The organism is Nonomuraea sp. NPDC050663, assembly GCF_044456985.1.
Lineage (GTDB): Bacteria > Actinomycetota > Actinomycetes > Streptosporangiales > Streptosporangiaceae > Nonomuraea.
Map to the genome: position 1 here is coordinate 373,164 of NZ_JBITGL010000005.1, position 14,002 is coordinate 387,165.

Here is a 14,002-nt window from a genome sequence, read left to right on the forward strand (position 1 = left end):
ACCGGCACGAACCGAGGAGACCGTCATGACCGTCCGTTCCAAGCACCGCGGCCTGAGCCTGCTGATCGCCGCCCTCACCCTGCCCCTCGGCCTGACCGCCGCCGTCACCCCCGCCTCGGCCTCGGCCTCGGGCTCCTCTTCGGCCAAACCGACGGTGGTGCTCGTGCACGGGGTGTTCGCCGACTCCTCCGGGTGGAACGAGACCATCGCCAGGCTCCAGCGGGCCGGCTTCCCGGTGATCGCCGCCGCCAACCCCCTGCGTGATCTGGACGGCGACGCCGCCTACGTCTCCAGCATCATCGACACCATCCCCGGCCCCGTCATCATGGTCGGCCACTCGTACGGCGGCGCCGCCATCACCAACGCCGCCCGCGGCCACGCCAACGTCAAGGCCCTGGTCTACGTCGCCGCCTTCGCACCCGACAAGGGCGAGACGCCGCTGGAGCTGGCGGGGAGGTTCCCCGGCAGCGAGCTGCCCCACGCGCTCGTGGTCAGGCCCTACCCGGGCGGGAAGGACGGCTACATCGACCCCGCGAAGTTCCGTTCCGTGTTCGCCGCCGACCTGCCCGCCTCGCAGACCCGGCTGATGGCCGCGACCCAGCGGCCGGGCAGCGTGGACGGCCTGTCAGGGCACAGCGGCGTCCCGGCGTGGAAGAGCGTGCCGTCGTGGTTCGTGATCCCGTCGAAGGACAACGTGATCCCGCCCGCGGTGCAGCGGTTCATGGCCAAGCGGGCGGGAGGCACGATCACGGAGGTCGCGGGGGCGTCGCACGTGGTCATGATGTCGCGGCCCGACACGGTCGTGCGGCAGATCGTCGCCGCCCACACCGCCACCCGCTGACAACAGACGAGCCCGGCGCCCTCCCTGAGGAGGCCGCCGGGCTCGCCCAGCCGTCAATCGATCAGTCCCCGGACCGGCGGATGGCTACTCCTGCCACCACTCGGCGTCGTCGTCGGCCGTCTTGGACTCCTCCTTGGAGTTCGCCGAGTTGGAATTCGAGTTCGGCGCCGCGGGCGCGGCGGCCGCGACCGGCTGGGGGGTCGGCTTGTCGTTGGCCGGGGCGATCGCCGGCTTGACGGGCGCCGCGGCGACGGGGGCCGGCTCCGGCTCCATGCCCGGCAGCGAGGCGCCGCCGAGCAGCTGGCGCAGCTGGGCCAGGTGGCTGGTGATGCTGTCGCGCTGGCGGGTGAGGTCGTCGACGTGGCGCTGCATCTGGGTGCGGATGCGCTCGGCCTCGGCCTTGGCGTCGGCGACGATGTGCTCGGCGCTGGCCTTGGCCTCGGTGGCGAGCTGCTCGGACTGCTTGCGAGCGTTGGCGACCATCTGCTTGGCGTGCGAGTCGGCCTCGCGGCGCGTCTGCTCGGCCTGCTGGGTGGCCTTGGCCGAGCGGGACTCGGCGGTGGCGGCGCGCTGCTCGGCCTCGGCGACCAGCTTCTGGGTGTTGGCCTGGGCGGTGGCGTGGCGCTCGGCGTCCTGTCGCTCGGCCTCCTCGCGGCGGGCGGCGAGCTGGATCTCGAACTCGGCCTCGTCCTGGGCGCGCTTGGCCTCGGACTCCTCCAGGACCCGCTGGGCCTGGGCGCGCATCTCGTCGGCCTGGCGCTTGGCGGTGGTGAGGACCTCGTCGCGCTCGCGCTTGGTCGAGGCGCGCAGCTGCGCGACCTCGCGCTCGGTGGTGGTGCGGAGCTTGGCGATCTCGCGCTCGGCGTCGGCGCGCTTCTCGGCGACCTCGTGGTCGGCGGTGGCGCGCAGCTTGGCGACCTCACGCTCGGTGATCGCGGTGAGCTCGTCGGCCTCGCGGCGGGCGGTGGAGCGGGTCTCGTCGGCCTCGCGCTCGGCCGTGGTGCGCGCCTCTTCCGCCTCCCGGGAAGCCTGCGCGCGCACGGAGGCGGCCTCGCTCTCGGCGGCGGCGCGCATGTCGGCGGCCTCCACCTTGGCGGCAGCCTTGATCTCGTTGGCTTCCGACCTGGCGGCCTGCACGAGCTCGGTCGCCTGTTCCTCGGCCAGGCGCAGCAACTGCTCGATGCGGGCGCCGAGACCGGAGTAGGTCGGCCGCTCCTGCTCCTGGAGCTGGCGCTGGGAGTCGCCCAGGTCACGCTGGAGTGCGGTGACCTGTTCGCGGGCCGTTCGCAGCTCGCCGTCGAGCTGCTTCAGGTGATCGTGGACCTGGTGCCGGTCGTAACCACGGAGCACCACGTCGAACTCGCGCGCGGGGGCGTCCTCGAAGAAGTTGTTGAGCTGGGCGTCGATGTCGGACTGCATGGAGGCTCGATCCTGGGTTGTCGAGACGGCTACACGTGCCGGACGGGGGGTTCGGGGCACCCGAGCCGGGAGCCATGGCTCGACAGCCAGGCTCCCATGTCCGGTGGAAAGCCAGCGTACTCCGCTGTTGGCACGTACGAGGCCCCGTCCGACTATCTGCGTTACCCGTTACTTGTGAACGTTATTTGCGTTTGCGGCCGGAACCGGTGCTAGACCGCAGGCTTGGCCCCCTGGACCAGCTCCGTCAGCATTCCTCCCACGTCCTTCGGATGAAGGAACGCGATGGAGGAGCCCATGGAGCCGTGACGTGGCTTCTCGTCGAGCAGCCTGACACCCTTGGCCGCGATCTGCTCCATGGTGTCGGAGACGTCCCCTACCCCGAAGGCCACATGATGGACACCCTCGCCGCGCTTGGCGAGGAACTTGCCGACGGGCGAGTCGGGGGACAGGGGTTCGAGGAGCTGGATGTATGAGTCGCCGGAGACGCGGAGCATGGCCTCCTTGACGCCCTGCTCCTCGTTCACCTCCCGGGCGACGACCTCGAGCTCGAACAGCTCGGAGAACAGCTTGATCTTCGCCTCTAGATCGTGGCAGGCGATGCCGACGTGATCGATGCGCAGCAGCATGCGACTATCGTGGCAAAGGACGCCGCATTGATGCCAGTGGAGGTCCCCATGTCTGGTTCCGTCATCGTCGCCGGAGCTCGCACGCCGATCGGAAAGCTGCTCGGTTCCCTGTCCGGCCTGTCCGCCACCGACCTGGGCGGAATCGCCATCAAGGCGGCGCTGGAGCGGTCCGGCATCACCGGCGACCAGGTCGAGTACGTGATCATGGGACAGGTGCTGCAGGCGGGCGCGGGACAGATCCCCTCCCGCCAGGCCGCCGTCAACGCGGGCATCCCGATGACCGTGCCGTCGCTCACGATCAACAAGGTGTGCCTGTCCGGCCTCGACGCGATCGCCATGGCCGACCAGCTCATCCGCGCGGGCGAGTTCGACATCGTGGTCGCCGGCGGCATGGAGTCCATGACCAACGCGCCGCACCTGCTGCCCGGCCTGCGAAAGGGCGTGAAGTACGGCAACAGCCAGGTGGTCGACTCGATGGCGCACGACGGCCTGTTCTGCGCCTTCGACCAGTGCGCGATGGGCGAGTCGACCGAGCGGCACAACAGCCGCCTGGGCATCGGCCGCGAGGAGCAGGACTCCTTCTCCGCCCGTTCCCACCAGCTCGCCGCCGCCGCGATCAAGAACGGCGTCTTCGACGACGAGATCGTCCCCGTCGACATCCCGAAGAAGGGCCTGTTCAAGGACGACGAGGGCGTGCGCGGCGACACGACCGCCGAGACCCTGGCCCGCCTGCGTCCCGCCTTCGCCGCCGACGGCACGATCACCGCCGGTTCCGCCTCGCAGATCTCCGACGGCGCCTGCGCTGTGGTCGTCATGTCCAAGGCCAAGGCCGAGGAGCTCGGCCTGCCGTGGCTCGCCGAGATCGGCCGCCATGGCAACGTCGCCGGCCCCGACGCCTCTCTGCAGTCGCAGCCCGCCAACGCGATCAAGCACGCCCTCGGCAAGCAAGGGCTGACCGCGTCCGACCTCGACCTGGTCGAGATCAACGAGGCGTTCGCCAGCGTCGTGCTCCAGTCGGTCAAGGAGCTCGGCATCGACATGGACAAGGTCAACGTCAACGGCGGAGGCATCGCGCTCGGCCACCCGATCGGCGCCTCCGGCGCGCGCATCGTGCTCGCCCTCGCCCACGAGCTCAAGCGCCGCGGCGGAGGGCTCGGCGCGGCCGGCCTGTGCGGCGGCGGCGGCCAGGGCGACGCCCTGATCATCAGGGTTCCCTGACACGCCACTTGCAGATGGCCGTCTGTAAGCGGCCGGGTGCATAACGGTGCCATGAAGCGCACCGCTCTGGCCCTGGCCGCTCTGACCGCCGGGATGCTGCTGCCCACCACCGCGGCCCAGGCCGCACCCGGTCCCGAGACCTGCCGGCAGGGCTACGTCTGGCGCGTGGCCCGTGCCGCCGACCTGGTCTGCGTGACGCCGGCGATGCGCGACGAGGTCGCCACCGACAACCACCACGCCGCCGGCCGCTGGGTCGAGGGCGCCTACGGCCCCCACACGTGCGCCGTGCCGTACGTCTGGCGCAACGCCTTCGCCGGCGACGACGTGTGCGTCACCACCGACATGCGCAACCGCGTCGCGCGCGACAACGCGGCGAGTTCCGACCGCAAGGTGCTGGCCAAGGTCTGGATCAGCGGCTACCGGCCCGAGGCCAACCGGCTGCCGCGCATCCAGGTCAACGGCAGCCACTTCAACCTCGGCGAGGTGCGCATGGTCATCCGCTGGTCGCACAACGACGCGGTGTGGTGGTCGGGCAAGGTCACGGCCAAGCGCAACGCGGGCTTCGGCGGCGGCAGCTTCGGCTACCGGACGGGCAAGCTGGAGTGCTCGTCGCCCGGCAAGCCGTACAACGGCTACGCCTACGCCTACGACGTGCTGTCAGGCCGCACCTCGACGCGGGTGCCGGTGCACATCGGCTGCGCGCTGCTCTAGAGCCACCGGCTCGTCGGCCACGCCTCCAGCTTCCAGGCGCTGTCCCAGAACATCCACTCGTACTCCGTGGCCTTGACGAACGCCTCGGCCATGGCCGTACGGTCGCCCCGCTCGGCCAGCCGGTCGGTGATCGCGCGGGCCTGGGTGACGGCGGCCTCGAAGGACGGGTCGGCGTAGGTGGCGATCCAGGCGCGGTAAGGGTGGTCGTCGCCGCTGTGCTTGACGAGCGCCTGGCCGACGTCCTGGTAGACCCAGAAGCAGGGCAGCACCGCCGCGGCCAGCACCTCGTACGGCGCGGCGAGCGCGACGGCCTGCAGCCAGGAGGAGTAGGCCAGCGCCGTGGGCGACGTCGCCACACCGGACAGGTCGTCCGCTGTCAGGCCGTACTCCTCGATGTAGCCCTCGTGGAGGGTGCGCTCGGCGGCGATGGCGCCGTGGGCGCTCTGCGACCAGAAGGCGATCTCGTCGGGATCGCTCGCCCGCACCGCGGCGGTGGCCAGCGCCTTGGCGAAGGCCTCCAGGTAGCGGGCGTCCTGGACGATGTAGAACGCGAAGCGCTCGCGGTCCAGGGTGCCGTCGGCGAGGGCGGCGTTGAAGGGGTGCTCGTGGATGGCGGCCAGCAGCGTGCTCGTGCGGGCCCAGACGTCATCGGTGAACATGACGTTCCCTTCGCTAGTACTAGCTAGATCAGGTTCGACGGGTGTGTTCTCAGCCCCAAAGCGACAAATAGGGCACCCCGCGTCATGGATCACCCTAGCGGACTACGTGTCCTTCGGGCGCTTGGGCGCCCATCGGTGGTGGCGCCGCCCGGCCGCCTGGCGGGCGCGGCGCTCGTCGGCGGCCTCGCGGTGGAGGTCCTCGATGTGGCCCTTGATGGCCATGTACTCGATGTCGGGGAACATGTTTCCATCATCTGGCTAAGGCCTGGCGCGCCACATGAGGGAGATGCCCTATTACTCGCCCTCCCCGCAGTCGTAGGCATACTTGGGCGCCTTATAGGCGTCCAGGGTCCGGGTGAGCCCGGTGCGCGCGTCGATCTGGAACACCGCGTGCTCGGTGCGACGGCACGACCTCGCGGTGAGCACGTCCCGGCCCGACCAGTACAGGTGCTCGACGCGATGCTTGGCGGGCACCGTGGCCTGCGCCTCGTGGGTGATCTTCCCGGTCCGCAGGTCGTACAGGCGCAGCCGGCCCGTGCCCGCGCCGAGCGTGGCCACCGTGGTGCCGTCAGGGGAGAGGGCGAACGGGGCGTTGGCCGCCACGACCTGCGGCGGAGTGTCGACGAGCGCCGGCGAGCCCTGCTCGCCGAGCAGGACCAGGTCCGTGGTGTTGAGGAGGGTCATCCGGGTGAGCAGCAGCCGGTCGCCGCTCACCGAGGCGACGCCGCCCGAGTCGTCCGCGACCCACAGGCGGCGGCCCGTCGTCGTGTCGAACAGCTCGATCCGGCCGTTCTCGCGCGAGCCGATCAGGCGGGTGCCGTCAGGCGAGAGCGTCAGGAACTCGAAGGGGACAGGGCCGAGATCGACGACGGCGCCGGTCAGATGGCGGACCGTGAGCCGCGTGTCGCGGTAGTAGGCGAGGACGAGGCCGTCGGCCGACACCGACAGGGGTGCGCGGCCGGTGCTCATCTCCTCGTCAGGCCGCGCCCTGGCCTCGTGGAAGCGCTCGGTCCTGCCCGAGCGCCGCAGCAGCGTCCAGGGGGAGCACGAGTCGATGCAGCCGGTCCCGTAGGCGAGGCGGACCGGGTCGGGCGGCGCGGCGGCCCTGGGCGGCGGCTGCGCCGTGCAGGCCGTGAGGAGCAGGCAGAGGATGAGGAGGCGGCGCATCGTCAGCCTCCGCAGAACTCGGCCGTGAAGGCGTCGGCCTTGATCCGGTAGGACTCCCTGACCTGGCCCGCCCCCGTGCGGACGTCGTAGGTCATGACCGTTACCTTCTTGGCGCGCTCGGCGTGGACGGTCAGGGTGTCGGTCCCGGTCCAGTCGATCGCCGAGACGTCCTCGGGCAGTTTGACGGGCACGCCCGCGCGCACCTGGTCGGCGGCCAGGTCGTAGACGAACAGCAGGCGGTTGACGGTGAGCGCGACGTGCCTGCCGTCCGGGCTCAGGGCCAGCGGCTGGTTGGCCGCCACGACCTGCGGCGGGACGACCCGCCTCAGGACGGCTCCCGCGGGGGAGCGGACGGTGAGCTCTGTCGTCTGGTCGGCGGTCTGCCGCCTGGTGAGGGTGAGGCTTCCCCCGAAGCCCGCGAACCGCTCGGCCGCCCGCCACAGGGTCCTCCCGGTGGCGGTGTCGACGACCTGGACGGCGTCGCCGTCTCCGGCGGCCAGGAGGCCGCCGTTCTGCGAGAGTTTCAGGGTGCTTGCCGTGGCGCCGGGGACGGTGATTGGTTTGTCACCCATTTTCCAGACATAAAGCGTTTTGTTGGAGCGGCCGACATAGGCGACATGATGACCGTCGCCGCTCACCGCGATGGGAGCGGCGGTCATTTTGCTGTGGTCGCTTGCCGTACGGGCATCCTCGAGCCGCACCTCGCGGCCCGAGTGCATGGTCAGCCGCCAATCTCCGCAGATCAGCGGGCAACCTTTCAGCGAGACATACCTGATCGCATCGTGATGCGGCTGCGGTTGGAGCAGCGCGATCAGTAAAACCCCCGTGACTACCGTCATGTCCCGTTGGATGCCGCTATTTCAAGATTTGTTGTTGGCGTGTTTTCAGGCGCCGTCGGTGAATGTCACGCTGACCTTTGTGAAGCCGAGCGACTTCAGCAGGCCCTCCAGCATGAGCTTGGTGTTGGTGTCGGCCCGATTGCGCAGATCGCTGGAGACCGCCGCCTCGGCGATCTTCTTCTCCGCCAGCAGGTAGAGCTCACGCTGGTCGGGCGGGGAGCCCGCGAGGAAATCGGAGACCCGGTCGACGAAGCCCTTCTGCTGGGCGAAGACGTACGAGCGGGAGTTGTCGAGATTGGGCTTCTCGAGCTGGGCGCGGGGGATGCGGATGCTCGCCTCGGTGCGGGCCTCGTTGACCTTCACCGCGTCCTTCGCCAGACCGGAGAAGTCGACGTAGGCGTCGACGTTGCCGGCGCCGACGAAGAGCGTGCGCTCACCCTTGACCGAGGCGGGAAGGAAGTTGGCGTCCTTCTCCAGGTCCACCACGACCTGGAAGCTGCCGGTCGCCGCCTCGAAGCGGGCCAGGTTGTGGATGGACTGCAGCAGCACGGGCTGGCTGCGGTCGATGGTGCGCTCGCCCAGCGGATCCACCCAGGACCAGGCAAGACGCAGACCTACCGCTAACAGCGCGACCAGGACGAGGACCAACGCGACATATCGCCACCTGCGACGCAGGACAGTGTTCATGATCTGAGCACTACCCCTTGCGGGGCCGTCATCGCCACCCAGGAGGTGAGATCTCCGAGACCGTCGCCGTCGGGTAGATCGGGTAGACCTGCGTCACGCTCGGCGTCGGCCTCGCCGGATCGGCCATCGGCGCGGGACCGCCCCCGAAATGCCTGCTGGACAGCCTGCAGGCCTGGAAGTCGTTGTAGAACATGCGCAGCCACTCGCGCCGCTGGTGCTCGCTGAGCCCGGAGAACCAGGCCGCGGCGTACTGGTGCTCCGGCAGCGGCCCGCCGGGCAGCGGCTCGCCGCGCAGCCACGCCACCACGATCTCCCGATACCCGTCGCCGGGCGAATCGGTGCATTTGGCCGCCAGGCTCTCGATGTAGGCGTCCACCGCCTCGTCGGCGAAGCCGTTCGACAGGTCGGCCATCTGGATCGGCACGATGCCCGCGCCCGCGCGCAACTCGGAGCCTAGCGGCCGCTGCTCCACCCGGGTGAAGGCCGCGGGCGTGCCGGAAAGCCTCGACGCGATACGCGTGAACGCCGCCGACAGCTCCGTAAGCCCGCCCCGCATGCCCGGATGCACGCACACCGTGATCGGCCAGTCCTCGCAGGCGTAGGCGATCGGCCGCGTCGCGGCCACCTCCTGCTTGGTCACCAGCCGCGCCACCCCCGCGCCCGCGGCCAGTACGGCCAGCATCGCGCACGCCAGCACCAGAGGCTTCCGCGTCACCGCCGCCGCCCAGCCCAGCAGCAGCGCCAGCGTCAGCCCCAGCAGCCACATCGTCTGGTCGAGGAAGGCGGCGCTGGTCAGACCCTGGAACAGGTCGTACGGCTCGCCCGTGCCCGGCGCCAGCCGGTCGGCCCAGGTGCTTCCGTCGGCCAGCCACGTGAACAGGGCATAACAGCCCAGCCCGGCCAGCGGCGGCGTCAGAGCGCGCGGCAGCAGCCAGCCGATCACCCAGCCGATCACCACGTACAACGCCAGCCCGGCCATCCCCATGCCCAGACCGGCCACGCTCAGCCGTCCCGCCTGCTCGGTCAGCACTGTCTTGACCGCCAGCACCAGCACCGTGGCCGCGAACGCGCCCACGACTACCAGCACGATGGACAGCGGCGCCTTCAGCGCCCCCCACGTGCTCACCCGCGCCATCTTCGGCCGCGCTCGCAGCGCACGCCGCTTGCGCAGCGCCACCCACGCGGCGAACGCCGCCGCCACCGGCCCGGTCAGCCGCAGCGAACCGATCACCGCGACGACGATGTTCTCCCAGGCGTCGACGCCGGGAATCAGCACACTCCACGCGGCCACCAGCCCCACGGCCAGCAGGACCGCCACGGTGACCGCCGCGCTGAGTTTCAGTTCTTCACGCGTGATCGCCGCACTTTCACGCACACAAAGTCCAGATGAAATACATCACTACCCCCCGGTAGGTGACCCCCGTTCACCCTTCGTAGCGAGAACCATAACTGAGCGTGATGTTTCGCGAGCAGTTTCTTGGTCAAGCGATGAACCTTGCTCGCTCTCCGTAACTGCACGAAACAGGCGCTACCGTTACGCTGTGCCGCTCAACCTGCCTTTCGACCCCATCGAGCGCGCCGCGGAGAGCTGGCGTGTTCACTTCGGACCGTCCTCAGCCATGGCCGCCGTCACCTCGATCATGAGAGCGCACCAGATCCTGCTGTCGCAATTGGACGCACTGCTCAAGCCCTATGACTTGACCTTCGCCAGATACGAGGCATTGGTTCTGTTGACCTTCAGCAGAACGGGAGCCCTCCCACTGTCGAAAATCGGCGAACGGCTCATGGTCCACCCCACCAGCGTCACCAACACCGTCGACCGCCTCGAACGCGCCGGACTCGTCAGCCGACAGCGCAACCCGCGCGACGGCCGCGGCGTCCTGGCCGAGATCACCCCCCAGGGCCGCGACGTCGTACGGCAGGCCACGGCGGACCTCATGGCCGCCGAGTTCGGCATGAGCGCCTACCCCACTCCCGACTTGGAGGAGATGTTCGGCCTCCTCCGCACCCTGCGGGTGGCGGCAGGTGACTTCGCCATGCGGCAAGATGAAGAGCATGGCGGACATCTCTAGGCCCGGATCGCTCTACGGAGCTGTGGATCTGGGCGCCAGAAAGCAGGCATTGGACGCGCAGGCGCGGCGCGAGGCGGCAGGCCCCCAGTCCGCGGCGGCCTCGATCGTCGACGTGACCGAGGAGACCTTCACCACCGACGTGGTCGAAGCCTCGATGGCCGTGCCGGTCATCGTCGACCTCTGGTCACCCCGCGCCCCCGGCAGCGCCCAGCTCAGCCCGATCCTCGAGAAGGTCGTCGGCGAACTCGGCGGCCGCGCCGTCCTGGCCCGCATCAACGTCGACGCCAGCCCCCAGATCGTCCAGGCCCTGCGCGTGCAGGCCGTCCCCACCGTCCTGGCCATCTTCCAGGGCCAGCCCGTCACCGGCTTCGCCCAGGTGCTCCCCGAGCCCGAGGTCCGCCGGTGGGTCGACGAGCTCATGGGGGCCATCGAGAAGTTCTACGAAGCCAACCCCTCGCTTCGACCCACCTTCGAAGACGCGCCAGAAGGCCCCGCCGAGCCCCCGGCCGACCCCGACCTCCTCGCCGCCGAGCAGGCCATCGACGCCGGCGACCTCGACGCCGCCGCGGCCGCCTACGAGCGGCTGCTCGCCCGCAACCCCGCCGACGAGGACGCTCGCATGGGACTCGCGGGAGTGGGGCTGATCCAGCGCACCGTCTCCGTCGACCCGGCCGAGATCGACCGTCGCCTGGGCGACCCCGGCGACCTCGAAGCCCAGCTGGTGGCAGCCGACCTCGAGATGTTGTCGGGCGGGGTGGAGCAGGCGTTCGAGCGGCTCATCGGGGTGGTGAAGCGGACGTCAGGGGATGACAGGGACAGGGTGCGCAAGCACCTGTTGTCGCTGTTCGAGGCGCTGCCTTCGGACGACCCGGCGCTGGCGCAGGCTCGTCGGGCGCTCTCCAGCGCCCTCTTCTGACGGCTCGGACCTCGCCGGTCGGCGCTTTGGGCCTCACGGGTCGGCGCCTTCGGCGCTGGTGGGGCTCGGGCTGTGTCCAGTGGGGGTGGTCCTTCGGCCCACCCCCACACCCCCGAGGTCGATGGCCCGGGGGCCATCGACACCCCGTCCGGGGTTTCTCCAGACGCACCCCTTTCACGGCTTGGGCCTCGCCGGTCGGGCGCCTTCGGCGCTAGTCGGGCTCGGGCTGTGTCCAGTGGGGGTGGTCCTTCGGCCCACCCCCACACCCCCGAGGTCGATGGCCCGGGGGCCATCGACTACCCGTCCGAGGTTCTCGGGTAGGGCTGCCTTCCAGGTCGGACCTCGCGGAAGGCCTAGAGTCTGGGTTGCGGGATGACGCATCTTGACGGCGCGTTTCCGGCAAGCAGCAGGCGACCGCGCACGACATCTGCTTTCGGGTACCGACCAGGAATTCGGTGCTGAGGCGAAGGGTCACTGCCCGTCGGAGCGCGCAACGAAGGCGTCGGCGGAGCTGTGGGCGTGGCGGCAGGGGTAGCGGCGGACGTGGGGTCGTGGACACGGCGCTCGCGAGGCGTGCGACGCAACTGCACTACGGCGACAACCGCCGCGACGACACCCGCCATCGTGCCCACAAAGGCCACGGGATCCATGACTTCACTGTACGAAGCCGCGATGGCCGGCGCGTTCGAGAGCGTCGAATGCACGCTGAGCTCCCGCGCTCAGATCCGAATGACCACCTTCCCGAACGCCCGCCCCTCCCCGTAATACCGATAGGCCTCCACCGCCTGCTCGAACCCGAACACCCGATCAACCACCGGCCGGATCCCCCCGACCTCGATCACCCGGTTCATCGCCTCGAACTGCGCCCGGCTCCCCACCGCGACGGCTCGCACGCTCGCCCCCGAAGCGAACAGCAGCCGAGGATCCAAGGGCGCCGCCGCCCCGCCCAGGAACCCCACGCAGGCCACCTGACCCCCGATCCTCACCGCCCTGAGCGACGTCTCCAGCGCCCCGGCCACATCCACGACCCGATCGGCCCCTCGCCCGCCCGTCAGTTCCACCACGGCGCCGGCCCAGTCCGGCACGGCCCGGTAGTCGATGACCTCGTCGGCCCCCAGTGCCTTCAACCGCCGCGCCTTCTCCCCGCTGCTCGTCGTGGCGATCACCCGTGCTCCCAGCGCCTTGCCGTACTGCAGAGCGAACAGCGACACCCCGCCCGACCCCTGGACCACCACCGTCTGCCCGGCGGGTGATCCGGGCCCGTCGCCGGTCAGGGCGTTCCAGGCCGTGACCGCGGCGCAGGGGAGCGTGGCGGCCTCCTCCCATGTCAGGTGATCGGGAACCGCCACCAGCCCGCCCTCGTCGATCACCGCGAGTTCGGTGAGCATTCCGTCGAGCGAGCCACCGCGCTGCGGGAGGTGTTCCCGGCCGAAGGGGCCGTCGTGCCAGCTGGGGAAGAGGGTGGCGGCGGCGCGGTCGCCGACGCGGAAGCGGGTGACTCCCGGCCCGACGGCGACGACCTCGCCGGCGCCGTCGGAGTTCGGGATCACGTCCGGTTTCACCGGCAGCACGTACTCGCCGCGCGCCACCATCAGCTCGCGGTAGCTGAGCGAGGTGGCCCGTACGGCGAGCAGGACCTGGCCGGGGCCCGGGGTCGGATCCTCGTGCCGCCTCATGGTCAGCCCGTCGATCCCGGCGCCGCTGTCGAGGTGGTAGCTACGCATGCGGTTCCACCTCGATGAGCTCGGCGCCCGTCTTGCTGTAGCCGAGGGCTTCAACGATGAGCCCGTCGCGGATGTGCATCAGGTTCACGCCTCGCACGGAGTCGGCGGGGCCGTCGCCGAAGCGGTAGCGCCAGCGGATCGTGGCCCGGTCGCCGAGCACGACCACGTCCTCGGGCTGGAACTGCCTGGTGCGGTCGCCGGCGAGGGCCCGCCAGAACGCCAGGCAGGCTTCGCGGCCCTCGTAGCGGGCGCCGTCGGGCGCGGGCTGGATGGCCTCCATCACGCAGTCGTCGCCGATCAGGTCGTCGAGTACGTCGGGCTCGTGGTGGACGAACGCGCGGTTGAAGCGGTCGATGACCTCGGCCGTGGTGCGGTGGGACACGTGAACTCCAGGAGATAGAACGTTCGGTCTACCAGGAACATATAGACCGGTTGATCTACCCGTCAACCCGTGGCACCCTTGAGACCTATGAGCACCCGCACCGCACCCGGCCCCCGCGAACGCCTCCTGGACGCCGCGCAGAAGCTGACCTACAGCCAGGGCATGGGCGTCGGCGTCGACACGCTCCTGAAGGCCGCCAACGTGGCGCGACGCTCGCTGTACGAGCACTTCGACGGCAAGGACGGGCTGATCGCCGAGGTGCTGAAGCGCAGCACCGCGGAGGACGAGGGGCGCTACGAGGAGACGATGCGGGCCGCGGGGGACGACCCGCGCGACCGGCTCCTGGCGATCTTCGACAAGCTCGCCGAGATCATCGCGGAACCCGACTTCCGCGGCTGCCGCTACCTCGCCGCCGACCTCGCCCTGGCCGACCCCGACCATCCGGGGCACGCCGTCACGCGCGACTACCGCAAGCGCGTGCACCGCCTCATCGAGCACGAACTGGTCGCGCTCGGGCATCCGAGACCGGCACGCGCGGCCGAGCAGCTGCTGCTCCTGATCGACGGCACCCTGGCCGCCGGCGCCACCCGCCCGGGTACCGACCCGGCCGCATCAGCCCGCGAGCTGGCAGAACACATCCTCGACGCCGCCCAGAAGGGAGCCGCTTAGGCATGGCCGCCGGCCCGGCCGTACGGCGTGAGCATGGGTGTACTCAGGACAGCGCCTCGGGCGGCGGGCGAC

At 70.3% G+C, this 14,002-nt stretch carries 16 protein-coding genes and 1 riboswitch; of the genes, 6 read left to right on the top strand and 10 right to left on the bottom strand.

The features are described 5' to 3' along the window. Nucleotides 1-25: 25 nt before the first annotated feature. A complete protein-coding gene (locus tag ACIBH1_RS18695) occupies nucleotides 26-841 on the top strand; it encodes an alpha/beta fold hydrolase (RefSeq protein ID WP_397315020.1) in 816 nt (271 codons plus the stop codon). Between the two features lie 84 nt (nucleotides 842-925). Here ACIBH1_RS18695 and ACIBH1_RS18700 read toward each other — a convergent pair whose 3' ends face one another. Beyond that, nucleotides 926-2,260, bottom strand: coding sequence for a DivIVA domain-containing protein (locus ACIBH1_RS18700; RefSeq protein ID WP_397315021.1), 1,335 nt, complete (start codon nucleotides 2,258-2,260; stop codon nucleotides 926-928). Nucleotides 2,261-2,469: 209 nt separating this feature from the next. Further along, on the bottom strand, nucleotides 2,470-2,886 hold the full coding sequence (mce, locus tag ACIBH1_RS18705; protein WP_397315022.1) for a methylmalonyl-CoA epimerase: 417 nt from the start codon (nucleotides 2,884-2,886) through the stop codon (nucleotides 2,470-2,472). A gap of 48 nt (nucleotides 2,887-2,934) precedes the next feature. Here mce and ACIBH1_RS18710 point away from each other — a divergent pair, with 48 nt between their 5' ends. Together ACIBH1_RS18710 and ACIBH1_RS18715 are read left to right on the top strand one after the other, a co-directional pair. Beyond that, nucleotides 2,935-4,104 carry an acetyl-CoA C-acetyltransferase gene (locus ACIBH1_RS18710; RefSeq protein WP_397315023.1) on the top strand — a complete coding sequence of 390 codons (1,170 nt, stop codon included), beginning with the start codon at nucleotides 2,935-2,937 and terminating at the stop codon, nucleotides 4,102-4,104. Between the two features lie 51 nt (nucleotides 4,105-4,155). Then, nucleotides 4,156-4,815, top strand: coding sequence for a hypothetical protein (locus tag ACIBH1_RS18715; RefSeq protein ID WP_397315024.1), 660 nt, complete (start codon nucleotides 4,156-4,158; stop codon nucleotides 4,813-4,815). Here the strand turns inward: ACIBH1_RS18715 and ACIBH1_RS18720 are convergent. The 6 genes from ACIBH1_RS18720 to ACIBH1_RS18745 form a co-directional block, all read right to left on the bottom strand. Beyond that, nucleotides 4,812-5,474 (bottom strand): TenA family protein, encoded by a 663-nt coding sequence (locus ACIBH1_RS18720; protein ID WP_397315026.1) that lies wholly within the window; start codon nucleotides 5,472-5,474, stop codon nucleotides 4,812-4,814. The genes ACIBH1_RS18715 and ACIBH1_RS18720 overlap by 4 nt on opposite strands. Next, nucleotides 5,462-5,564: riboswitch (TPP riboswitch) on the bottom strand. (Overlaps the previous gene by 13 nt.) Before the next feature lie 12 nt (nucleotides 5,565-5,576). After that, nucleotides 5,577-5,717 carry a hypothetical protein gene (locus ACIBH1_RS18725; protein WP_397315027.1) on the bottom strand — a complete coding sequence of 47 codons (141 nt, stop codon included), beginning with the start codon at nucleotides 5,715-5,717 and terminating at the stop codon, nucleotides 5,577-5,579. Between the two features lie 51 nt (nucleotides 5,718-5,768). Then, entirely contained in the window at nucleotides 5,769-6,641 is an 873-nt protein-coding gene (locus ACIBH1_RS18730) for a hypothetical protein (protein WP_397315029.1), read from the bottom strand. A gap of 2 nt (nucleotides 6,642-6,643) precedes the next feature. Then, nucleotides 6,644-7,213, bottom strand: a complete 570-nt coding sequence (locus tag ACIBH1_RS18735) for a hypothetical protein (RefSeq protein ID WP_397315030.1) — start codon at nucleotides 7,211-7,213, stop codon at nucleotides 6,644-6,646. Between the two features lie 312 nt (nucleotides 7,214-7,525). Then, nucleotides 7,526-8,167: a DUF4230 domain-containing protein gene (locus ACIBH1_RS18740; RefSeq protein ID WP_397315032.1), complete on the bottom strand. Its 642-nt coding sequence runs from the start codon at nucleotides 8,165-8,167 to the stop codon at nucleotides 7,526-7,528. Nucleotides 8,168-8,195: 28 nt separating this feature from the next. After that, nucleotides 8,196-9,542 (bottom strand): hypothetical protein, encoded by a 1,347-nt coding sequence (locus ACIBH1_RS18745; RefSeq protein WP_397315033.1) that lies wholly within the window; start codon nucleotides 9,540-9,542, stop codon nucleotides 8,196-8,198. 166 nt (nucleotides 9,543-9,708) lie between these two features. Here ACIBH1_RS18745 and ACIBH1_RS18750 point away from each other — a divergent pair, with 166 nt between their 5' ends. Next, entirely contained in the window at nucleotides 9,709-10,239 is a 531-nt protein-coding gene (locus ACIBH1_RS18750; RefSeq protein ID WP_397315034.1) for a MarR family winged helix-turn-helix transcriptional regulator, read from the top strand. Further along, a complete protein-coding gene (locus tag ACIBH1_RS18755) occupies nucleotides 10,223-11,155 on the top strand; it encodes a tetratricopeptide repeat protein (RefSeq protein ID WP_397315035.1) in 933 nt (310 codons plus the stop codon). The genes ACIBH1_RS18750 and ACIBH1_RS18755 overlap by 17 nt, the downstream gene beginning before the upstream one ends. A 719-nt stretch (nucleotides 11,156-11,874) precedes the next feature. On the opposite strand, the gene ACIBH1_RS18760 is transcribed toward ACIBH1_RS18755, so the two are convergent. Both ACIBH1_RS18760 and ACIBH1_RS18765 read right to left on the bottom strand, forming a co-directional pair. Continuing rightward, nucleotides 11,875-12,879 (bottom strand): NAD(P)-dependent alcohol dehydrogenase, encoded by a 1,005-nt coding sequence (locus tag ACIBH1_RS18760; protein ID WP_397315037.1) that lies wholly within the window; start codon nucleotides 12,877-12,879, stop codon nucleotides 11,875-11,877. Next, a complete protein-coding gene (locus tag ACIBH1_RS18765; protein WP_397315038.1) occupies nucleotides 12,872-13,261 on the bottom strand; it encodes a nuclear transport factor 2 family protein in 390 nt (129 codons plus the stop codon). Before ACIBH1_RS18765 ends, ACIBH1_RS18760 begins: the two co-directional genes overlap by 8 nt. Before the next feature lie 87 nt (nucleotides 13,262-13,348). Here ACIBH1_RS18765 and ACIBH1_RS18770 point away from each other — a divergent pair, with 87 nt between their 5' ends. Further along, complete coding sequence (locus ACIBH1_RS18770; protein WP_397315039.1) at nucleotides 13,349-13,930, top strand: TetR/AcrR family transcriptional regulator; 582 nt, start codon at nucleotides 13,349-13,351, stop codon at nucleotides 13,928-13,930. Nucleotides 13,931-14,002 lie beyond the last annotated feature (72 nt).